Below are 19,799 nucleotides of genomic sequence, written 5' to 3'. Positions count from 1 at the left end.
GGGTGTGACCGGGCCCGTCGGGCCAGCCGGGGCGGCCGGCCCCGGCCCGGCCGGGGCGGACGTCGGGCGGGCGCTGCCCGGCGGCGGGGTGGACGTCCGGCTGGACCGGCTTGCCACGACGCTGTCGCCGTTGTGGGTGGCGGCGGCGCTGGCGGCCGCGATACTCGCCGTGGCGACGGCGACGCGCCTGCTTACGCGCCACCCCCGTCGTGTCGGGGCCGAGCTGTGGGACTGCGGCGGCGGCGCGCCGAGCGCCCGCATGCAGTACACGGCCACCTCGTTCGCCGAACCGTTACAGCGTGTGTTCGACGACGTGCTCGCGCCCGAGCAGGACGTCGACGTCACCCCGACCCGTGAATCGGCCTACCTGGTCGAACGGGTCCGCTTCCAGCGGAGGATCCCGGACCGGATCGAGTACCGCCTGTACCGGCCGGTGCTGGCGGCGCTGGCCGGGGCGGGTGTGTCCGCACGGAAGCTGGCCAACGGCAGTGTGCACCGCTACCTCGGCTACGGGTTCTGCGGGCTGGTCGCCGTCCTGCTGGTGCTGGCGGTGACCCGGTGAGCGCGGTCGGGACGGTGGCGGTACTCGCCCAGATCGTCGTCGTGGTTGCCGGGGCGCCGCTGCTGACCGGGCTGATGCGGCAGGTGCGGGCCCGGATGGAGGGACGCGCCGGCGCCGGCGTCGGACAGCCATGGCGGGACCTGCGCAAACTGCTGCGCAAGCAGCCCATCACCCCGGTGGGCACCGGCCCGGCCTTCCGGCTGGCGCCGCTGCTGCTGGTCGCCACCACCCTCGTGGTCGCCGCGCTGGTGCCGCTGGCGTCCACCGCCACCCCGGTGCGTGACAGCGCGGACCTGCTCGTCGTGGTGACGCTGCTGGCGCTGGGCACGGTGATCCTGGCGCTGGCCGGCCTGGACACCGGGACCGCCTTCGGGGGCATGGGCGCGTCCCGTGAGATGACCGTGGTCGCGCTGGTGGAGCCGACCATCCTGCTGTCGGTGGTCGCGCTGTCGATCCCGGCCGGGTCGACCAACCTGCCCACCATCGTCGCGCACGGCGTCCACGACCCGGCCCGGCTGGCCTCCCCCGCCAGCCTGCTGGCCGGTGTCGCCCTGGCCGTGGTCACCCTCGCCGAGACCGGCCGGCTGCCGGTGGACAACCCGTCCACGCACCTGGAACTGACGATGATCCACGAGGCGATGATCCTGGAGTACGCCGGCCCGGATCTCGCCCTGATCGAGCTCGGCGCCCAGATGCGGCTGACGGTGCTGCTGGGCCTGCTCACCAGCCTGTTCGTCCCCTGGGGGATCGCCACCGGCACTGCGGCGGCGGCCCTGCCGCTGGCGCTGGCGCTCTTCGCCGGGAAGGTCGCCCTGCTCGGCGCCGGGCTGGCCGCGGCCGAGGTGTTCTGGGCGAAGATGCGCCTGTTCAAGGTGCCCGAGCTGCTCACCGGCTCCTTCCTGCTCGCGCTGCTCGCCGTCGGCGCCTCGTTCTTCCTACCCGGAAACTGAGCCCGCCCATGATCCTGTCTCGCCGCCCCGCACCTCGCCGCCCCGCACAGGGTGGGCCACGATGAGCACCGGTACGTACACCCAGCTGCTCGACCTGGCCTGCGGGGTGTTCCTGCTTGCCGCCGTGCTGGTGCTGTGGCGCCGCGAACTGACCGCGTTCGTGCGCCTGTTCGCCGTCCAGGGGGTGGCGCTGGCCGCCATCGCCGCCCTGTCCGGCATCCACGAGCACCGGTTCGAGTTGCTGGCCGTGGCCGTCGGCATCCTGGTGCTGCGCGCCGGGGTGCTGCCGTACCTGATGCGGCGGGTGCTGGCCACCAGCGGGGAGACCCGGGAGACCGAGCCGCTGGTCAACGTGGCGGCCTCGCTGCTGACCGCCGCGGCGCTGACCCTGCTCGCCTACGCCGCGGCCCGCCCGCTGGTGGAGCTGGCGCCCAGCCCGGCGACCCGGGCGCTGCCGGTCGGCCTGGCCGTGGTCCTCATCGGCTTCTTCACCCTGGTCACCCGGCGCCGCGCACTCGCCCAGGCGGTCGGGTTCCTGCTGCTGGACAACGGCATCACCGCCGTGGCCTTCCTGGCCACCTCCGGCGTGCCGCCCATCGTCGAACTCGGGGTCTCCTTCGACGTGCTGCTCGCCGTCCTGGTCCTGCAGATCCTCACGACCCGGATACACGCCACCTTCGGCGGGACCGACATCGACGACCTGCGGGAGCTGCACGACTGATGACCTTCGCCGCCGCAACATCCGCCGCCGCAACGTCCGCCGCCTTGGCACCCGCCGCCGCAACGTCCGCGTCCGCCGCCTCGGCCTTCGCCGCCGCGGCACCCGCCGGCACGACGTCCGTCGCCGCCACGCTGCTGCTGACCGCCCCGGTCGCGGCCGCGCTGGCCACCGCGGCCGGCTACGCCGTGCTCGGCTGGCGGCCGGCCACCGCCTGGGCGGGTCTTGTCTCCCCCGCCACGATCCTGGGCTGCGCGGTCGTGCTGGCCGTCCGCGTCCCCGGGCACGGGCCGGTCACCGGCTACGGCGGGCTGGCCCGCGCCGACGCCCTGTCCGCGTGGATCCTGCTGGTCATCGGCGCGGTCGCGGTCCTCGCCTGCGCGGCCAGCCCCGCCTACCTGGCGGCGGAGAACGCCGCCGGGCACACCGACGCCCGCGGCGCGCGCCGCTACGGCATCCTGGTGCACGCCTTCCTGGCCGCGATGGCCGTCGCCGTCCTGGTGGCCAACCTCGGCGTGCTGTGGGTGGCGATCGAGGCCACCACCATCGTCACCGCCTTCCTCGTCGGCCACCGGCGGACCCGCGCCTCGGTCGAGGCCGCCTGGAAGTACGTCGTCATCTGCTCCGCCGGGATCGCCCTGGCCTTCCTGGGCACCATCCTGATCTACTACGCTGCCCGGCAGGCCGGCATCTCGGAAGCCTCCGCCCTGGACTGGCCGGTGCTCGTCGCCCGGGCGCACGAGCTGGATCCGGACGTCACCCGGATGGGTATCGCCCTGGTCATCCTGGGGTTCGGCGCCAAGGCCGGGCTGGTGCCGCTGCACGCCTGGCTGCCCGACGCGCACAGCCAGGCCCCGGCGCCGGTGTCGGCGCTGATGTCCGGGGTGCTGCTGGCGGTGTCCTTCACCGCGATCCTGCGCTACAAGGTGATCGCGGACGTGGCACTGGGCCCCGGGTTCGCCCGCACCCTGCTCGCCGGCGCCGCCGTGCTCACCCTCGCGCTGGCCGCCGCCCTGCTGCTCGGCCAACGTGACTACAAGCGCATGCTCGCCTACTCCAGCATGGAACACATGAGCCTGATCGCGCTCGGCGCCGCCACCGGCACCCGGCTGGCGATCTCCGCGGTGCTGCTGCACATCGCCGGCCACGGGCTGGCCAAGAGCGTCGCGTTCTGCTCCAGCGGGCACATCCTGCACCTGCGGCACACCACCCGCATCGGCCGGGTCCGCGGGCTGCTGAGCCAGGCGCCGGTCCTCGCCGCCGCGTTCGGCCTGGCCGTGCTGGCGCTGCTCGGCTTCCCGCCGTTCAGCCTGTTCGCCTCCGAACTGGCCATCGCCCGCGCCGGTTTCACCGGGCCCGCGGGGCTGGGCTGGGCGACCGCCGCCGCGTTGGTGCTGGTGCTGGCCGCGTTCGCGGCGATGACCGCCCGCACCGCCCACATGCTGCTGGGCCCCGCCCCCGGCCAGAACGGCGGCGCCGCCGCCACGCTGGTCCAGAAAGACACGCCGGTCCAGAAGGACGGTGCTGCCGTCGCCGTGCCGGTACATGACGGCGGCACCACGACCGCCATGCCGGACCAGGATGCCGCCACCGCCATGCCGGCCCGGCACGGCGGTGGCATCGCCGCCGCGCCCGTTCAGGACGGCGGCACCGCTGTCACCGTGCCGGTGCGGTTCGGTGCCGCGGTGTGGGTGCCGCTGGCCGTCGGGCTGGCGGCCTGCGCCGCCCTGGGCGTCAGCGACGTCCCCCTGAGCAGCCTGCTGTCCACCGCCGCCGCGATCACCGGAGGGCCCTGACACCCATGCGTCCCGACCCGACCTCCCGCCCCGGCTCCGGTCCCGACCGGCCGCGCACCGGTCACAGCGGCCATACCTCCTGTGACGGCCACACCACTCGGACCATGATCGACACTGGGATCGCCGAACTGCCCCGGCGGGTCCGCGAGATGCTGGCCGACGGCCACCGCCTCGCCCTGGCCGCGGCCCACCACGACGGCGCCGACGCCCCGGGCGGCCCGGCCATCCGGGTGGTGTACCTGTTCGTCAAGGGCCCGCCCGACTCCCGCGTCGAACTGCACGTCCGCCTCGACCCGGACACCCCGGCGCTGCCGAGCCTCGCCCACCTGTCCTTCCCCGCCGGCCGGTTCGAGCGCGAGATGCGTGACCTGCACGGCATCGTCCCGCTGAACCATCCGCTGCCCCGCCGGCTGGTGCGCCACCCGCACTGGCCCCGCGGCTGGTATCCGATGCGGCCCGACGCCGGCCCGCCGCCGCCGTTCGCCGAGCCCGAGGGCCCCTTCCCGTTCCTGACCGTCGAGGGCGACGGCGTCTACGAGATCCCGGTCGGGCCCGTGCACGCCGGACTGATCGAGCCCGGCCACTTCCGCTTCTCCGTCGTCGGCGAGACCATCCTCAAGCTCAAGGCCCGGCTGTGGTTCGTCCACAAGGGCATCGAGAAGCTCTTCGAGCGGCGGGACGTGGCGCGGGGGCTGCCGCTGGCCGAACGGATCAGCGGGGACACCGCCGTCGGCCACGCGCTGGCCTACTGCCTCGCCGTCGAGGAGGCCACCGCCACCGCCGTCCCCGAGCCGGCCCGGCGCGCCCGGGCGCTCCTGCTCGAGCTCGAACGGCTGCACAACCACGTCGCCGACCTCGGCGCGCTGTGCAACGACGTCGGTCACGGCATCCTCAACGCCCAGGCCCAGCGCGTCCGCGAACAGCTGCTGCGCCTCAACCAGGAGGTCACCGGGCACCGGCTGCTGCGCGGGGGTGTCGTCCCCGGCGGCGCCGCCGTCCGCGCCCTGCCGGATCCGGCCCGCATGCGCGCGATCGGCGACGACATCCGCGACATCGTCGCCCTCGCCCTCGGCCACAGCACCGTACGTGACCGTTTCGCCGGCGCCGCCCGCCTCGACGGCCGCGCCGCCCGCGACCTGGGCTGCCTGGGCTACGTCGCCCGGGCCAGCGGCGTACGGGTGGACGCCCGGCAGGCCCATCCGTTCCTCGACTACGGCGATGCCCTCACCGTCCCCGTGCACACCAGCGGGGACGTGCTGGCCCGCTTCCTCATCCGGGCGGAGGAGATCGACGTCTCCCTGGCCCTCGTCGAGACGCTCGCCGCCGGCCTGACCTCCGGCGTCACGCGCGCCGAGCTCGCTCCCGGGCCCGCGTCCAGGTCCGCCCACGGTCTCGGACCCGGGCCGGCGTCCGCTCCCGGGCCCGCGTCCGGGGCCGGCCGGGACGACCTCCCCGGCCGGCCTGGTCCGCTCCTGAAGCCCGGTTCGGACGCGGATCCAGGCTCGGGCCTGGGCCCCACCGGCCGGCTCCCCGGCCCCGGTGCGGGTGTGGGCCCGGGCGGTCCGGACGTGGGCCCGGGCGTAGGTGCCGGTTCGGGGACGGGCATCGCCTCGGGCGTGGGCATCGTCGAGGGCTGGCGCGGCACCATCACCACCCGTGTCGAGCTCGCACCCGACCGTACCCTGGCCCGGGTGAAGGTCGTCGACCCGTCCTTCTTCAACTGGCCCGCCCTGCCCATCGCCCTGGCGGACACCATCGTCCCCGACTTCCCCCTGACCAATAAAAGCTTCAACCTCTCCTACGCCGGCAACGACCTGTGACCGTGGGCCGCCGTCCGAAGGCCGCTCAAGCGGTCGCGCAACGGACAGCGGCCTTCAAGCGTTTCCGCAGGCCACGAACCCCATCCGGAAAAACACCGACCAAGATCCACCGTATCCCGAAACGGGATACGGAAACAAAAGCGATCATGTTAACGAGTGTGTAAGTGGCTGCTCCAGCAGCCACTTACACACTCGTTCCGGGTGAGGCGCAGATTTCCGCAGGATTGAACGCTAAGAATTGATCTTGTCTGTCTCGGTGCCCGGGTCAGAAGTCGCCGGGAGGAGTTCGACGGCGCGGCGGCGGTGGGGCGATCTTGACGCGGGGTGATGTCGGTTCGTGGGCCTGTCCTCGCCCCTGGGCCGGCCGGGGTTGCCCGGCTCTCGCCGACATGCCGTAACCGGGTGACCGCAGACAGGAAAAATATCACCATTGGTGTCGTGGCTGACAACAACCGAGATATGTGGTCCGCAGGCCGCCTGCGTGGCCTCGCCGTCCTGATCCTGGCAGTGTCAGTGGTCATCGGCGTCGTGGTGGGGCTTACGAAAGGCGCCCAGGCGGGCGCGAGGTGCGCCACCGTTGTAGGAATAGGCGCAATCGTCTTGTTCGCTGTCGCTGATCATCGACGGGGATGAGACGACGCACCATAGTCATGATCATGCGTCCGGATCGGCGGTGGGATCCCTGTACTCCTGTGGTATGGGGGTCTCCGGCCCTTCGCTCTTGAGATCATCGTCGGTGGGTGGCCGCGGTGTCGCTGGTCGTTGAAGGCGTCCAGGGAGCAGCCGGTTGATCATGGCGGGTTGGCTGTCTGGCCGTCGGACCGGCTGCTTCGGATATGCGACGGTCGTTGCCTTGGGTGTGCGCTGTGCACTATCGGGGTCCTCGTTGCCGCCCAGGCTGGTGGATGGATGAGCCGTTCGGGTTGGGGGTTGCTGTACGGCTGGTGGGACGTGCGGAGGGGGCATCTGGGTTCGCAGGTAGAGGACGGCCGCGATGAGAACGGCTGCGCTGATGAGCTGACGCAGGTTGAGGGATTGACCGAGCCAGAGCCATGCGAGGACGACACCGAAGACGGGTTCGAGAGCGGTGGCGGCGGAGGCCGCCTGCGAACCCGCCCGGGCGACACCCCACGAGAACAGGACGAAAGGTACGAGGGTGCCGAGAATGCCGACGAGCAGGACGTTGGGGAGATGGCGGGTGTCGGTGAGGATGCGTGGCCAGCCCTGCGGGGCCTGGATGATCACCCAGGCGAGTGCGGAGACGGCGAAGGCTCGGGCCATGGAGGCAGCCGCGCCGTAGGCACGGCTGGAGCTTTCGCCGAGGACAGAGAACGACGCGACGGCGACCGCGGTCAGCAGGCCGTAGGCGAGACCGGTCAGACTGATCCGGCCGGTTCCGGCGGCCGGAAGGTCGGCGACGAACGCTACCCCGAGGATCATGATGGCCAGCGCGATGGGCACCGTCGCCGATGGCCGCTTGTGCTGGGCCAGCAGCGTCCACAGAACGACGAGGGCGGGAGCGATGTTCTGCAGCACGATCGCCACGGCGACAGGTAGGCGCGCGATGGCCAGGAACAGGGCGGCGTTGGCGGTGCCGACGGCCAGTCCGAACACGAGGGTGTGTCTAAACCGCGGGGGGTTCTCGCTGGTGGGGGTCCGATCGCCGGCGCGGGCGTGCCAGAGGTAGCTGAACAGGCCAAGTCCCACGGCGGTGATGTAGGTGCGTGCTTCCACCAGCTCGAGGGGCGCGACTCCGGCGCGGAACAGTTTGCCGGCGACGGTGGCGCCGAACGCCCACAGAACGGTCGCCGCGGTGACAGCGAGAAACCCGACCTGGCGCTGGGAGCGGCCGGCCCGCGGCGACGACGCGCCGCGGGCCGGCCGCCAGGTCAGGCGTGCCAGCGCAGGAGAACACTTCCCCATGTCATGCCTCCTCCGAAACCGAGCAGCAGGACGGTGGAACCGTCATCGAGGCGGCCGGCGCGGACGGCATCGTCAAGGGTGACGGCGACGGATGCGGCGCCGGTGTTGCCGTAGCGATCGACGGTGTAGTGCACCCGGTCCTCGTCGAAGTCGAGACTGGCGAGGCAGTCACGGACCAGGACACCGTTGGCCTGGTGGGGTACGACGAGATCGAGGTCGGCGACGGTGGTGTCGGTGGCAGCGAGTATCGCCAGGACGGCCGCCGGGACCACCTGCCAGACGAACTGCCGCACCTCGCGACCGTTCATGTGGAACAGGTGCTTGCGTGACGCCAAAGCTTCGGGTGAGACAGGCTGGCGGCTGCCACCCGCCGGGACGGTGACGAGATCGGCGAGCCGTCCGTCGGCGTTCAGATCGCTGGCGAGGACGCCATAGCCGCTGGGTACCGGGCCGAGGACCACCGCGCCAGCACCGTCACCGAACAGTACGCTGGTGGACCTGTCTTGATCGTTCAGGATGCGGGAGTAGGTGTCCGCGCCGATGACCAGCGCTCGGTGCATGCCGGGAGTACCGCGCATCATCGCGGCCACGGCCGCGGTGGCGTAGACGAAACCGGTGCAGACGGCGTTCATGTCAAAGGCTGCGGCGTGCGACGCTCCGAGATTGGCCTGCACGATGCAGGCGGTCGCGGGCTGTGGCTGATCGGGCGAGGAGGTGGCGACGACCACCAGGTCGAGGTCGGCCGCGTCGACACCGGCGGCTTCCAGGGCCCGCTGGCCGGCCGCGGTGGCCAGGTCCGATGTGGCCTCGGTGGGCGCGGCGATACGGCGTTCGGCGATACCGGTCTTGCGGATGATCCAGTTGTTGTCGACGCCGTAGCGGCGTGCGATCTCGTCGTTGTCGCGTGCCGCCTCGGGCAGGTAGGAGCCGGTGCCAAGCACACCGATGCTGCGGTCACCGGGCGCGGTGGTCATCGTGGTCATCGTTGCCCTCCGGATCGGGGGTCGGTGGGAACCGGATGGTCAGCGGCGATCGCCACGGCCTGGCGAGAGTGCGTGGCCCGTTTGCTTTCGAGTCGGCGCAGAAAGCGCGAGCGGTCGACGACGGCGCGCTGGTGGATGCCGCTCAAGATGCGGTCGTTCGAGTCGTCGGCGTGCACGGTGAACTCGAGGGTTCCGCCTTCCACCTTCGTCAGCGTGGCGTTGATGACGATGGTGTCGCCGAGCAGGGTGGGGGCGAGGTGGGTGCTGGAGTGGCTCAGCCCCAGGGTCATCTGGCTGCCGTCGACCGCGGTCGCGGTCGCGTCCATGCACGCGAGTTCGGCGAGCCAGAGCAGGACCGGGGTGGCGAGCACGGGGAGTTCGTTGGCCCAACGATCGGCGCAGTCGATCTCGGCGACCGTATGGATCAGCTGTGCGGTCATGCCAGGCTGAGGTCCGAGGTGAGCCACGGCGAGACCTCCTTCGCGTCGTGCAGGCGCAGGAGCTGGTTGAAGATGTTCTTGCGCTGCATCTCGCTGGTACCGCCCGCGATGCGGGTTCCGAGTGCGTCGGCGGCGGCACGGGTGATCGGACCGAGCATGTAGCCGCGATGCCCGAAGATCGCCATGGCGTGCTGTGTCGCCTGGCACAGCCCCTCGCAGGCGAGCATCTTCGCGACCGAGCAGGTGGCGGACGCGGCGGGATGGCCGGACAGGAGCTGGTCGAGGGCGGTGTAGGAGACGGCGCGGACGGTGTCGCTGGTGATCCGCAAGTCGGTCAGCCGGCCCTGGATATACTGGTGGTCGGCGATCGGTGCCTTGAACGCGTCGCGGTTGCGGGCGTACAGCAGCGTTTCGGCCAAGATCGGCTCGATGAAGGCGGCGGCAATGATGCCGTACAGCAGACGATCCATCGCGATTACCCGGTAGATGGTCTGCAGGCCGTCGCCGGGAGTTCCCATCACACCATTGGTGTCGATGAAGACCTCGTGGAAGTCCAACGGTCCGGTCGGACTCGTCGGGTTGCCGAACATCACCTCCGGTTCACCGGCGTTCAGGCCGGGCTGGCCTCGTTCGACGATGAAGACGGTGATGTCGCTGGCGCCTAGTTCGGGAATACGGGCCAGGACAAGCGCGATATCGGCAACGGGGGCGTTGGTGATGTGTCGCTTCGCGCCGGTGAGAAAGTAGCCGCCGTCGACGGCGGTGGCCTTGGTCGCGACCCGGGCAACATCCGAGCCACCGGTGTCCTCGGTCATCGCGGTCGCCCCGACCGCGCCGGACATCAACCGCTCCAGCCAACGTTCCCGTTGGGCCTCGCTGCCAAAGTCGACCAGGCCGCGAATGATGCCGCTGTGCGCGACGATCGACAGCAGGAATCCCAGGTCGGTGCTGGTGGAGCTGAGCCCCTCCAGCGCTGCGGCGAACTCCCACCAGCTACGGCCGGCACCTCCGAACTCGACGGGGACGGGTAGCCGCCAGAATCCGGTGTCGGCCAGCGCCTGCCATGATTCCTGGTCGAAACGCGCGGACCGATAGCATGCGTCCGCCCGGGCCGCGACCTCCCTTCGGCCGAACTCGGCGAAACCGTCACGGAGTTCCTGCTGTTCGTCGTTCCACTGCAGGTCCATCGTCTTCCTCCATTGCGGGGTGGGATGGGATGGGGCGGGGACCTACTGCTCGAGGAGCGTGAGTGACTCGTCCAAGAGGCCCAACAGCTCGTCAAGCTGCCCGTCCTCGATGACTAGTGGCGGTGCGATGATCACGGCGTCGGGGGATTCGTCGGTGCCTGCTGGATAGAGCAGCAGGCCGCAGTCGAATGCGAGGTCGGTGAGGCGCTGCGCGGCATGGGGTCCGACATCGACGCCGGCGAGTTCCATGCCGAGCAGGAGGCCCTGCCCGCGCACGTCGCTGATGGCGGGGTGGCGCTGCGCGAGGCTCAGCAGCCCCTCGCGCAGAATGCTGCCGGCCTCCCGGGCACGCAGCAGAAGATCATGGTCTTCGAGGTAGTCGAGCACCGCAAGACAGGCGGCGGCGCCCAGGGGATTGCCACTGTAGGTGTGGCCGAACACCCGGTCCGTACCTGTGGCGCGTACCGTCCGGTCGAGCCCGACACGGGTGATCATCGCTGCCATCGGTGCGTAACCGGCACTCATGCCCTTGCCGACGGTGACGATGTCGGGGACGACACCGTCGACCGCGGAGGCGAACCAGACGCCGGTCCGACCAAGGCCCGTCATGACCTCGTCGGCGATAAGAAGCACCCCGTGGCGGTCGCAGATCGTGCGCAGCTCGAGCAGGTAGCCGGGCGGAGACGGAATTGCGCCGCCGGCGGCGCCCACCACAGGCTCCACGATCACCGCGGCCACCTGGTCGGCGCCGACCTCACGGATCATGCGATCCCAGTCGGCTGCCCACTCGCGGCCCTGCCCGGGGGGACACGCATACGGTGAGACCACTCGCGGCACGTCGATCAGGAGTGATTCGAGGCCCTCACGGCGGTGCGGATGCCCGGACAGCGACAGCGCACCCATCGTCATACCGTGATAGCTCGTCCGGCGAGCCAGAATCCTCGTCTTGCCCGGTTGCCCCACGGCCCGCCAGTACTGGACGGCGAGCCGGATAGCCGCCTCGTTCGCTTCGGAACCGCTGTTGACCAGCGTGACCGCATCGAGATCACCCGGGGTGAGAGAGGCCAGCCGCCGCTGCAGTCGAACAGCCGGGGCGTTGTCGAACTGTGTGCGGTACACGAACGCGATCTGCTCGGCCTGCGCGGCGATAGCCGCATTGACCTCGGTGACGCCGTGGCCGATGTTCGCCACGACGGCGCCCGAACAACCGTCGAGGTAGCGCCGGCCCTCCTCGTCGTACAGGTAGATGCCTCGGCCGGAGGCGATCTGGGGCCGTACCCGATTGGCTGCGTGGACAGGCTCGGCAGCCAGGATGCTCATGCGCCCTGCTCCCCTCGAAGCGAGGGCGTGACCGAACGCGTCGGGTCCACCCGGCTAGTCACCGACATCACCGTGCCGCAGTAGCGGCACTCCCGGTCGCCCAGGTCGGCCGTGGGCTCCATATGACCGCAGCCGACCTGCTCGCAGAAGGCGACGAGTCCTCCCGCCGCGGGATGCGATCCCTCGGAGGAACAGGCGAACCTCATGCCAGTCGAGGCACCGCCGTAGCCGTGATCGCCGATACCCGCGTGTATCTGCGCGGGGCCGTACTCGGAGCATCCGCGGAACACGACGGGCTCTTCGCCTCCCGCTTGGCCGCTCACCATGACCGGCGAACCAGCGCGATCTTCGCTCATGTCCGGTTCCCTCTCCCCAGCAAGGATGATGTAACCTGTGAAGAGGTTAGCCGGTGTCATGCGTAGTAGCCAACCCTAAGCGGAGCGAATCTGAATGAGACATAAAACACATATTTGACTTCTTTTTGTTACACCATTGGAAGATCTAGGGTAAAAATTTTACTTATACGACATAAATGATTACATGGAGTGGTTATCGCTCCGAGCTTCGCGCGTCCCACTGGACGGGTCCAACCGCCCCTGGCGAGGCGCGGACGTTCCCCGACGGCGCACCACCTGGCAGTCGATCGGAAGACTGCGCGATGCCCCCGCGTGGCACTTGTCGCGCACGCGGTCCGCGCCATCGAACATGATCTTTAGCTACCCCATCAATCGATCTTGGCAACGGAGGATGTCGATGACAGGCAAGCGCCATGACGCGCCGGGCGAGTTGGAGCTGGTCCGAGATTTCATCAACACCTACGATCTCGAGACGGGCGTTGACCGCCTGCTCACCGCCGCCGGGCTGCGTGACTGGATACAGTCGACCCCGTTCGTCCGCGGGGACGAGGCCCCGCCGGACGACGACGACCGCCGCCGTGCCGTCGACCTACGAGAAGCGCTACGCAGGCTGGCTGCCGTGAACGGGGGCGGGGGCGACCTCGACCAGGATGTGCCCGAGATCCTGCAACGAACCGTCCAGCGCAGCAGTGTCGTGTTGCGTTTCGGTCGGGACGGCGCGCCGCAGCTTCTGTCGGAGGCGAGTGGCATCGATCGGGTGCTGGGCCAGATCCTGGCGCTCAGCGTCGCCGCCCACGCCGACGAAACTTGGGCCCGGCTGAAGATCTGTCCCAACCCCCAGTGTCAATGGGCGTTCTACGACCACTCCCGTAACCGCTCCGGTTCCTGGTGCCAGATGGCGGAGTGCGGCAATCGGGCCAAAGTCCGCGCCTACCGCCAGCGCCGACAGGAGATCGCGGGGTGACGTCGATGAAGACGCGGCTTATCCCGGCTCCTCCTCGACGGGGTCACGCAGGGGACGTAGGTCTCCGGCCAACCCTGGCCGGACGAACGGGTACGACCCGTGGAAGTTGATGTGTTCGAAGACCAGGGGGCTGAGCCGGGACCGGATCTCGGCGGACAGCTCCATCCCGTCGGCGTGGAGGGCTTTGACGGCGGCGTCGATGTACCAGGTGTTCCACAGGACCACGCAGTTCAGGGCGAGTCCGAGTGCGCCGACCTGGTCTTCCATGCCGGTCTGGTAGCGCTGGCGAAGCTCGCCGCGGTTCCCGAAGAAGATCCGCCGGGCGAGGTTGTGCCGGGCCTCGGTGATGTTCTGCTGGGCGCCGATCATCCGCCGGTAGGACTCGTCGTGCAGGGTTTGCAGGACGTGGAGGGTCTTGAACAGCCGGCCGTAGGCGACGAAGGCGTGGCCGAGCCCAGTCGGGTTGCCGTCCCGGGTGAGCATCCGGATCACGTCGTGGGCGCGGACCTCTCCGGTGATCAGGGAGCCGGTGACGCGGAGCATGTCCTGCCAGTGCTCGACGATCTGGGCGAGGTTCACGACGTGCCCGGAGACGCTGTTCAGTGGCCCGTAGTCGGCGTCGGGGCGGGTGCGCCACAGTCGGGTGTCGCCGATGTCGCCGATGTCGGCGATCCGCGGGGAGAACTGGTAGCCGCAGATCGCGAACAGACCGAAGACAAGATCCGAATACGATCCGGTGTCCGTCGTGATGATCTCGGGGGGTTCGTCGACGTCGAGGTTGTGCAGGGCGTCGAGGATGTGCAGGCTGTCGCGTGGGGTGCCGGGCACGATCAGACCACCCAGGCCCATCACCTTGTCCGAGACGACGTTGAGCCACGTCGCGCCGGCGCGGCGTTTCGAGCCCGCGAAGTACTTCGCGCTGGGCCGGGCTGCGATCGAGCGGACCGGGACGACGAAGCGCATCCCGTCGGCGCCGGCGACCAGACCGCCGCCCCAGTCGGCGGTGATGTCGACCTGGTCCTGGGCGCCGACGAGGCGGGCGGAGCCGACGGCCATGCACTCGGCGCGGAAGTACGCCTGGTCGGTACCGAGCAGCCGGCCGCGGGTCAGCGCCCGCACCGCCGGGTTCGTCACCGGGACCAGGCCGATGTTCGTCGACTCGGCGACCAGGACACCGGCGAGGCTGAGATCGAAGTCGGCGGGGCGGGCATCGGACCCGGAGATGTGGGTGAACGCGTCGGGCAGGCCGGTGCGTTCGAAGACCTCCAGCAGCAGCTCGGCGAAGTCGACGCGGGGCAGCAGTGCGGCCACGGCGTCGCGGGCCGCGTGCATGCCGGTTCTCCCGCGGCACGACCTGCTCGATCGCGGCCCACATATCCGCCAGGGTCATCACCTGCCCGTGCCCTGCCGGTGGCACGTCGAGGAGCACGGTGACCGCGGCCGCGACCCGCGCGGCGGCCTTACGGAAGCGGGGCAGGGTCTTGAGTCGCTTGGTGTCGCTGACCCGTTCGGCGCGGGCCAGCAGCTTCGTCGCCATCAGGATGTCGAACAGCAGCAGCGCGTCGTCGACCGAGACGGCTTCCAGATGGCGCACCGTGGCCAGCACGGTCGCGACCTTCCGATCATCCTGCAGGCCCCGGATCGTCGTGGCCTTCGTGGCCATCCCGTAGGCGGCGAGCTCGGCGAGTTTCACCGGCGGCACCGCCGCCACCTCCACCCCGCCGGTCCCCACCGCCCACACCGACGACACCCGGTCCAACGCCCCGACCATGCCCCGCCCGGACACCGCGGTCACTGTCGTGCGCATCTCCTCCAACGTCGAGACGTATTTGCCGTCGGGTACCCGCAGCAGCCCGACGAGCTCCCGGCGCATCTCCACCGGCGTCGCCTCCCGCAGCACCAGGTGGATCCGGTCCTGCTCGACGGCACGCACATCGGCGACTGCCCGGGCCAGCACCGTGATCCCGGGCAGCAGCACCCGCTCACCCAGCAGCCACAGCACCGCCCGATCGAACAGCTCGCGCCGCGACGGCGTCGACGTCCACACCCGCGAGGCCACAAACGCCCGCAGCTGCTCTTCCGCCACGCTGAACGGCCGGTAGCTCAGCAGGTCCCGGATCTCCCGGGCGTGCTCATGCTGGGTCGGCAACCGGTCCGGGTAGCCCTTCAGGCAACCCGGGTCCGCCACCCCGACCTGTTCGGCCATGAACGCCGCGACCACCGCGGGCACCTCACCCGGGTCGGTCAGGAACGTGCCCACCATCCGCACCGTCGCCCACTGCACCGACCAGCCCAGCCGGTTGGCCTCCCGCCGCTTCGACGCCACCAGCGCCAGCGTCGCGTTGTCCATCCGCCCGAACTGCTCCAACTCCCCCGGCGAGGGATCCCGTGCGAACCCCCCATACCGGCGGACCTGCTCCTCCGAGAGGTACTCGATCGCCATAGCCGCCGAACATAGCGATCTGACACCATCTCAGTAACAACACGGTTCGAATCGGTTACCGACAACGCGGACAGACCACACACGCGCACAGTTCGCGTGCAATGGGGGTGTCATCCGGTGAAGGACAACGACCACGTCGACTCGCCCGCACCCCCGACGACCCGGATCCCCAGGGCCAGCGGACGCACCCGCCGCCCGGCCAGCGCCACCGACGTCGAACAGATCCGCGACGTCCTCGCGCACCTGCGCCGACCCGACCCCACCGCCCCCAGGCCCACCTACCGCTACCTCACCGTCCGCGGCCTTACCGGCGACCCACGCACCCAGACCCGACTCCGCGCCCGGATCCTCGTCGCCCACCGCCGCGCCGCCGCCGGCCAACCCCAGACCTACCAGCCCGAACCCGACGGCCTCACCCTCGGCATCGCCGGCAACGACGCCACCGACCGCATCACCGCCCTGGCCACCGACCTCCGACGCATCCGCCGAAGCCGCGACTGGACCATCACCATCCACCCCGACGGCACGGACAAACCCAAGATCAATCCTTAGCGTTCAATCCTGCCGAAATCTGCGTCCCACCCCGATTCGGTGCGGGAGAGCGGCGATGGCGGATCCTTCGGCGGATCCGCGATCGCCGGGGCGAGCCGTGAAGGCGTCGGCCCGGCTCGACCAGGGCTCGGATCGGACGGCTGCGCGAAGGCGGCGGTGGTCAGCCGGCCGGGGCGGGGTGGTTACGGGCGGGCGGCATTCGCTGGCTGGGTGGCCAGGAGGTCGAGCAGGTCGAGGGTGACCTCGTGCAGGCTCGGGCGGACGGTCAGCTCGGCGGCCAGCGGATGGGCCGTCGAAGCCGTCGCGGAGGGTAGCGACGGGACGATGATCGTCGGGCAGCCGGCGTCGAGGCCGGCGCGGGCACCGGCCTCGCTGTCCTCCAGGACCACGCAGCGCGTCGGGTCGACTCCGAGCAGCCGCGCCGCCGTCAGGTACGGCTCCGGATGCGGCTTGCGCCGGCTCACCTCGTCCCCGGCGACCGTCACCGCGAACCGGTCGGCGCCGATCGCGGCCAGCACGGGATCCATCAGGATCCGGAACGACGACGACACCAGCGCGGTCGCGATCCCGGCGGCGGCCAGCGCGTCCAGCAGCGCCACGGCGCCGGGCATGGGGACGATCCGCTCGGGCTCGCCGAAGAGCTCGGCGGTCCGTTCGATCAGGAAGCGGGCGGCGGCGTGCGGGTCGGCGTCGGGCACCCCGAGCATCGACAGCATCAGCGGCAGGGCGGTGTCCACGCCGTGACCGATCATCGCGGCCTTGATCTCGGGGGTGAAGCGGGCGCCCAGGCTGGCCGCCAGCTCGTGCTCGGCCACCGTCCACAACGGCTCGGTGTCGACGAGCAGCCCGTCCATGTCGAACAGAACGGCGGTGACACCGTCGTGCCCCCGTGCCCCGTCACCTACGGGGCTCAGCGACAACGCTCCATCACCGAGGCCGTGGGCATCGAACCGGGCCGTGTGCACGGGACGCGCCGCGTTCACAGGGCGCACCGGCTGCTGAACGTCACCGGCCGGTGCGCACCAGACCCGGCCGCACCCCCAGGATCCACGGCGGCCACGGCAGTTACGACGTCCAGGGGATTCACCAGGGCCTGCTCTCCTCGGGGCGGGCCGGCTCCCTGACAACGGCCGGATCCCTGTCAGCCAACCAGTCCCGGCAGCACCGACACCAGCACACGTGACAGGGATCATCCCAGCCCCGGCCCACCTCGCGGACCTCTCCAGCTCCCTGTGGACGACCGTTTATGACTGATCCTTTCGGTACTGCGTGGGAACGCCCGGATCTGTCGCAGGCTGGGACGAACATGGTCCCAGCTGGCCCGGACCGCCACCCCCGAGGTCCACTGACAACAGCCACCCCCTGGGTCCCGCCCTGGCCGCAGGTCGCGCCAAACCGCCAGCGACCTCCTCGAGCCAGGTTGACGGTGACCGTTACCTGTCCGCCGGCAGCAGGCGGAAGGCGCTGAACTTGCGGCGGCATCCCGGATCAGGTCCGCCTCGCTGCGACGTTGCCGGCGCGCAGCAGCCGACAGCCGCTGCTTGTCGTCCAGCGACAGGTACACGGTCGTACGCGTCATCGACATGCCATATACGGTAGTCATCACTCGGCCTTGGCTGAGCTCCTTCGCCGTCTTCTCCTGACTGACCAGCCCTCTGGCAGCTTGGCGTGACCCGAGCTCGAATGCCTTGCCTTCACGGTCAGCACGTGGATGGGAACGGTCCGGATCCGCGGCAAATCGGGCCGAGGGAGGGAGCCCGGTTCTGGCATGCCTGGTCGGCGGTGGCCAGCAGCGCCGGCATGTCGGCGGCGGCGAGCCCGCGGACACGGTCACGCGTCTGTTCGCTGTCGATGGTCGGGGCGGTCATGGCGTGATGTTCGGTTTCCAGTACGCGGATGATCCGGAGGGTGTCCGCGCCGAGCAGGGACGTCACCAGCGGGTCGAGCTGGTCGGGTGGGGCCAGTGCGGGGGCGTCGTGCAGGAGGACCGCGGCCGGCAGCGCGGGCGGGGCAGCCGGATGATGCCGGCCGAGGACGACCGCGACACGGACCGCGTGGGCGAGCGCCGGGGCACCGTCGATGCTGTGCCCGGAGCACCAGCGCCGGGCAAGCTGTACGCGCTGGACGTCGTTGCGCGTTCCCGACCCGTACGGTCGTGCAGCGGGCCCAGGACCTCTCCGGCCTGTTCGCCGACCACCGCGGGCTGCCCCCGGTGGCGGACTTCCGGGAACGGCTCGCGGCCGACGCCGCGGCTGATGCTGACCGCTGGCGCATGACCCTGCACTTCGGCCAGCCGACGACCGTCACCATTCCCACAGTCATCACCGACCGGGCTGATCCTGCGCTGCTGGCAACCGGAAGACGTCGGCCCGTACACCGCGATGGCGGCACATCCGGACATGTCCCGCTACACCGGCAGCCCCCGCGACCGGGAAGCCGTCTGGGACATGGAAGCGGCTCTGACCGGCCACTGGCATCTGTGCGGGTTCGGCATGTGGGCCGCGGAAGACCGCTCGAGCGGCGAGTTCGTCGGCCGCGCGGGGCTGTACCGGCCGGAGGGCTGGCCCGGCATCGAAGCGGCCTGGACGATCCGCCGGGACCGGTGGGGGCAGGGGCTGGCGACCGAAGCCGGAGTGGCGGCACTCGAGTTCGCCTTCACCCAGGTAGGGGCCGACGAGGTCATCTCCCGGATCCGCCCGGACAACGCCGCGTCGATCCGGGTTGCCGCCAAGCTCGGCCTGACCGACGCACACCGTACGTTCCGCGGCGACGCCGTCTACGTCGCTGCCCGGCGTACGTGGACGTCCCGCATCGGGTAGGTAAGGCCCGGCACGGCCGGGATCAGGTGGCGAAGTACCTGGCTTCGGGGTGGTGGGCGATGATGGCCGAGGTGGACTGTTCGGGGACGAGCTGGAATTCTTCGGAGAGCTCCACGCCGATGCGGCCCGGTGTCAGCAGCTCGAACGCCCCGACCTGCTGCTCAAGGTCGGGGCAGGCGGGGTAGCCGAAGGAGTAGCGGGAGCCGCGGTAGCCCTGGCGGAAGACGGCGGCCAGTTCGTCGGCGTCGGCTGCGCCGGTGGGGGTGCCGTCCGGCAGCAGCAGTTCGGCGCGGATCCGCTTGTGCCAGTACTCGGTGAGTGCCTCGGTGAGCTGCACGGACAGTCCGTGCAGCTCCAGGTACTCCCGGTAGGAGTTGGCAGCGAACAGCTCGGCGGTGACCTCGCTGATCCGCCGGCCCATCGTGACGATCATGAACGGGACGACGTCGACCTGGCCGGACTCCTGCGACCGGTAGAAGTCGGCCAGGCACAGCCGGCGGTCCCGGCGCTGACGCGGGAAGGTGAACCGGGCCCGCTCCGCGCCGTCCCCGGACAGGACGATCAGATCCTCACCCTTGCTCACGCAGGGGAAGTAGCCGTAGACGACGGCCGCCTCCAGCATCCGCTCGGAGGCGATGCGGTCGAGCCACATCCGCAGCCGTGGCCGTCCCTCCGTCTCCACCAGCTCCTCGTAGGACGGCCCCTCGCCGCCGCGGGCACCGCGCAGCCCCCACTGGCCGAGGAAGGTCGCCCGTTCGTCCAGGAAGGACGCGTAGTCGGCCAGCGGGACGCCCTTGACGATCCGGTCCCCCCAGAACGGCGGGGTGGGCACCGGGTTGTCGGTGGCCACGTCCGAGCGCGGCGGCGTCTCGGTGGGGAGCTGCCCGGCGCGCTCCTCGGCCCGGGCGACGGCCCGCGCGGCCCTGATCCGCTCGGTGCGCTCCCGGCGGGCGCGGCGCTGCGCGG

The 19,799-nt window shown here is 70.7% G+C and carries 20 protein-coding genes and 2 pseudogenes; 12 read left to right on the top strand and 10 right to left on the bottom strand.

Annotated elements, in window-relative coordinates; all coding sequences use genetic code 11:
• The 5 genes and pseudogenes from NBX02_RS11300 to NBX02_RS11280 form a co-directional block, all read left to right on the top strand.
• Positions 1-562: pseudogene (locus NBX02_RS11300) on the top strand (proton-conducting transporter membrane subunit); the annotation flags it as partial.
• The gene (locus NBX02_RS11295) at positions 559-1,512 is read left to right on the top strand and encodes an NADH-quinone oxidoreductase subunit H (protein WP_250282044.1); all 954 of its coding nucleotides are present in this window, start codon (positions 559-561) and stop codon (positions 1,510-1,512) included. The pseudogene NBX02_RS11300 and the gene NBX02_RS11295, both read left to right, overlap by 4 nt.
• 61 nt (positions 1,513-1,573) lie before the next feature.
• Entirely contained in the window at positions 1,574-2,233 is a 660-nt protein-coding gene (locus tag NBX02_RS11290) for a hypothetical protein (protein WP_250282043.1), read from the top strand.
• A complete protein-coding gene (locus tag NBX02_RS11285; RefSeq protein ID WP_250282041.1) occupies positions 2,233-4,026 on the top strand; it encodes a proton-conducting transporter transmembrane domain-containing protein in 1,794 nt (597 codons plus the stop codon). Before NBX02_RS11290 ends, NBX02_RS11285 begins: the two co-directional genes overlap by 1 nt.
• A 104-nt stretch (positions 4,027-4,130) precedes the next feature.
• Positions 4,131-5,846, top strand: coding sequence for an NADH-quinone oxidoreductase subunit C (locus NBX02_RS11280; protein ID WP_250282039.1), 1,716 nt, complete (start codon positions 4,131-4,133; stop codon positions 5,844-5,846).
• Between the two features lie 654 nt (positions 5,847-6,500).
• Here NBX02_RS11280 and NBX02_RS11275 read toward each other — a convergent pair.
• The 6 genes from NBX02_RS11275 to NBX02_RS11250 are packed head-to-tail and all read right to left on the bottom strand — an operon-like array spanning position 6,501 to position 12,055.
• Positions 6,501-7,769, bottom strand: a complete 1,269-nt coding sequence (locus NBX02_RS11275; protein ID WP_250282037.1) for an EamA family transporter — start codon at positions 7,767-7,769, stop codon at positions 6,501-6,503.
• Positions 7,736-8,752: a 3-oxoacyl-ACP synthase III family protein gene (locus tag NBX02_RS11270; RefSeq protein WP_250282035.1), complete on the bottom strand. Its 1,017-nt coding sequence runs from the start codon at positions 8,750-8,752 to the stop codon at positions 7,736-7,738. Before NBX02_RS11270 ends, NBX02_RS11275 begins: the two co-directional genes overlap by 34 nt.
• The gene (locus tag NBX02_RS11265) at positions 8,749-9,192 is read right to left on the bottom strand and encodes a thioesterase, FlK family (RefSeq protein ID WP_250282034.1); all 444 of its coding nucleotides are present in this window, start codon (positions 9,190-9,192) and stop codon (positions 8,749-8,751) included. The genes NBX02_RS11270 and NBX02_RS11265 overlap by 4 nt, the downstream gene beginning before the upstream one ends.
• Positions 9,189-10,379 (bottom strand): acyl-CoA dehydrogenase family protein, encoded by a 1,191-nt coding sequence (locus NBX02_RS11260; protein ID WP_250282033.1) that lies wholly within the window; start codon positions 10,377-10,379, stop codon positions 9,189-9,191. The genes NBX02_RS11265 and NBX02_RS11260 overlap by 4 nt, the downstream gene beginning before the upstream one ends.
• A 42-nt stretch (positions 10,380-10,421) precedes the next feature.
• Entirely contained in the window at positions 10,422-11,699 is a 1,278-nt protein-coding gene (locus NBX02_RS11255) for an aminotransferase class III-fold pyridoxal phosphate-dependent enzyme (protein ID WP_250282032.1), read from the bottom strand.
• Positions 11,696-12,055 (bottom strand): hypothetical protein, encoded by a 360-nt coding sequence (locus tag NBX02_RS11250; protein ID WP_250282031.1) that lies wholly within the window; start codon positions 12,053-12,055, stop codon positions 11,696-11,698. Before NBX02_RS11250 ends, NBX02_RS11255 begins: the two co-directional genes overlap by 4 nt.
• Positions 12,056-12,452: 397 nt before the next feature.
• Between NBX02_RS11250 and NBX02_RS11245 the strand changes: the two genes are divergently transcribed.
• The gene (locus tag NBX02_RS11245; protein ID WP_250282029.1) at positions 12,453-13,019 is read left to right on the top strand and encodes a CGNR zinc finger domain-containing protein; all 567 of its coding nucleotides are present in this window, start codon (positions 12,453-12,455) and stop codon (positions 13,017-13,019) included.
• Between the two features lie 18 nt (positions 13,020-13,037).
• On the opposite strand, the gene NBX02_RS11240 is transcribed toward NBX02_RS11245, so the two are convergent.
• A complete protein-coding gene (locus NBX02_RS11240) occupies positions 13,038-14,351 on the bottom strand; it encodes a transposase (protein ID WP_250282027.1) in 1,314 nt (437 codons plus the stop codon).
• 149 nt (positions 14,352-14,500) lie between these two features.
• Between NBX02_RS11240 and NBX02_RS11235 the strand changes: the two genes are divergently transcribed.
• Together NBX02_RS11235 and NBX02_RS11230 are read left to right on the top strand one after the other, a co-directional pair.
• On the top strand, positions 14,501-14,689 hold the full coding sequence (locus tag NBX02_RS11235; protein WP_250291252.1) for a hypothetical protein: 189 nt from the start codon (positions 14,501-14,503) through the stop codon (positions 14,687-14,689).
• 99 nt (positions 14,690-14,788) lie between these two features.
• Positions 14,789-15,121: a hypothetical protein gene (locus NBX02_RS11230; RefSeq protein ID WP_250291251.1), complete on the top strand. Its 333-nt coding sequence runs from the start codon at positions 14,789-14,791 to the stop codon at positions 15,119-15,121.
• Here NBX02_RS11230 and NBX02_RS11225 read toward each other — a convergent pair.
• Positions 15,013-15,462 (bottom strand): annotated as a pseudogene (locus tag NBX02_RS11225) (DUF4158 domain-containing protein); the annotation flags it as partial. The gene NBX02_RS11230 and the pseudogene NBX02_RS11225 sit on opposite strands and share 109 nt — an antisense overlap.
• Positions 15,463-15,579: 117 nt before the next feature.
• On the opposite strand from NBX02_RS11225, the gene NBX02_RS11220 reads away from it, so the two are divergent.
• Entirely contained in the window at positions 15,580-16,014 is a 435-nt protein-coding gene (locus NBX02_RS11220) for a hypothetical protein (protein ID WP_250282026.1), read from the top strand.
• A gap of 182 nt (positions 16,015-16,196) precedes the next feature.
• On the opposite strand, the gene NBX02_RS11215 is transcribed toward NBX02_RS11220, so the two are convergent.
• A complete protein-coding gene (locus NBX02_RS11215; RefSeq protein WP_445548374.1) occupies positions 16,197-16,928 on the bottom strand; it encodes an HAD family hydrolase in 732 nt (243 codons plus the stop codon).
• A gap of 101 nt (positions 16,929-17,029) precedes the next feature.
• Between NBX02_RS11215 and NBX02_RS11210 the strand changes: the two genes are divergently transcribed.
• The 3 genes from NBX02_RS11210 to NBX02_RS11200 all read left to right on the top strand — a co-directional run bounded on the left by NBX02_RS11210 (position 17,030) and on the right by NBX02_RS11200 (position 18,833).
• The gene (locus NBX02_RS11210) at positions 17,030-17,197 is read left to right on the top strand and encodes a hypothetical protein (RefSeq protein ID WP_250291249.1); all 168 of its coding nucleotides are present in this window, start codon (positions 17,030-17,032) and stop codon (positions 17,195-17,197) included.
• A 691-nt stretch (positions 17,198-17,888) separates the two neighbouring features.
• Positions 17,889-18,290 (top strand): hypothetical protein, encoded by a 402-nt coding sequence (locus NBX02_RS11205; protein WP_250291256.1) that lies wholly within the window; start codon positions 17,889-17,891, stop codon positions 18,288-18,290.
• A 105-nt stretch (positions 18,291-18,395) separates the two neighbouring features.
• Positions 18,396-18,833: a GNAT family N-acetyltransferase gene (locus NBX02_RS11200; protein WP_445548373.1), complete on the top strand. Its 438-nt coding sequence runs from the start codon at positions 18,396-18,398 to the stop codon at positions 18,831-18,833.
• A 22-nt stretch (positions 18,834-18,855) separates the two neighbouring features.
• Here the strand turns inward: NBX02_RS11200 and NBX02_RS11195 are convergent.
• A partial coding sequence (locus tag NBX02_RS11195; RefSeq protein ID WP_445548372.1) for a vitamin B12 dependent-methionine synthase activation domain-containing protein occupies positions 18,856-19,799 on the bottom strand: 944 nt, incomplete at its 5' end.

Origin of the sequence: Protofrankia sp. CiP1_Cm_nod1 (assembly GCF_920888515.1) — a bacterium.
Lineage (GTDB): Bacteria > Actinomycetota > Actinomycetes > Frankiales > Frankiaceae > Protofrankia.
Note: the sequence above shows the minus strand (reverse complement) of the source record. Positions and strands in the feature narration are given on the sequence as shown.

Coding starts and splice junctions, on each gene's coding strand:
- NBX02_RS11290 (WP_250282043.1), top strand. CDS start 1,574: ATGAGCACCGGTACGTACACCCAGCTGCTCGACCTGGCCTGCGGGGTG.
- NBX02_RS11285 (WP_250282041.1), top strand. CDS start 2,233: ATGACCTTCGCCGCCGCAACATCCGCCGCCGCAACGTCCGCCGCCTTG.
- NBX02_RS11280 (WP_250282039.1), top strand. CDS start 4,131: ATGATCGACACTGGGATCGCCGAACTGCCCCGGCGGGTCCGCGAGATG.
- NBX02_RS11275 (WP_250282037.1), bottom strand. CDS start 7,769: ATGGGGAAGTGTTCTCCTGCGCTGGCACGCCTGACCTGGCGGCCGGCC.
- NBX02_RS11270 (WP_250282035.1), bottom strand. CDS start 8,752: ATGACCACGATGACCACCGCGCCCGGTGACCGCAGCATCGGTGTGCTT.
- NBX02_RS11265 (WP_250282034.1), bottom strand. CDS start 9,192: ATGACCGCACAGCTGATCCATACGGTCGCCGAGATCGACTGCGCCGAT.
- NBX02_RS11260 (WP_250282033.1), bottom strand. CDS start 10,379: ATGGACCTGCAGTGGAACGACGAACAGCAGGAACTCCGTGACGGTTTC.
- NBX02_RS11255 (WP_250282032.1), bottom strand. CDS start 11,699: ATGAGCATCCTGGCTGCCGAGCCTGTCCACGCAGCCAATCGGGTACGG.
- NBX02_RS11250 (WP_250282031.1), bottom strand. CDS start 12,055: ATGAGCGAAGATCGCGCTGGTTCGCCGGTCATGGTGAGCGGCCAAGCG.
- NBX02_RS11245 (WP_250282029.1), top strand. CDS start 12,453: ATGACAGGCAAGCGCCATGACGCGCCGGGCGAGTTGGAGCTGGTCCGA.
- NBX02_RS11240 (WP_250282027.1), bottom strand. CDS start 14,351: ATGCACGCGGCCCGCGACGCCGTGGCCGCACTGCTGCCCCGCGTCGAC.
- NBX02_RS11230 (WP_250291251.1), top strand. CDS start 14,789: ATGCCCCGCCCGGACACCGCGGTCACTGTCGTGCGCATCTCCTCCAAC.
- NBX02_RS11205 (WP_250291256.1), top strand. CDS start 17,889: ATGTTCGGTTTCCAGTACGCGGATGATCCGGAGGGTGTCCGCGCCGAG.
- NBX02_RS11200 (WP_445548373.1), top strand. CDS start 18,396: ATGGCGGCACATCCGGACATGTCCCGCTACACCGGCAGCCCCCGCGAC.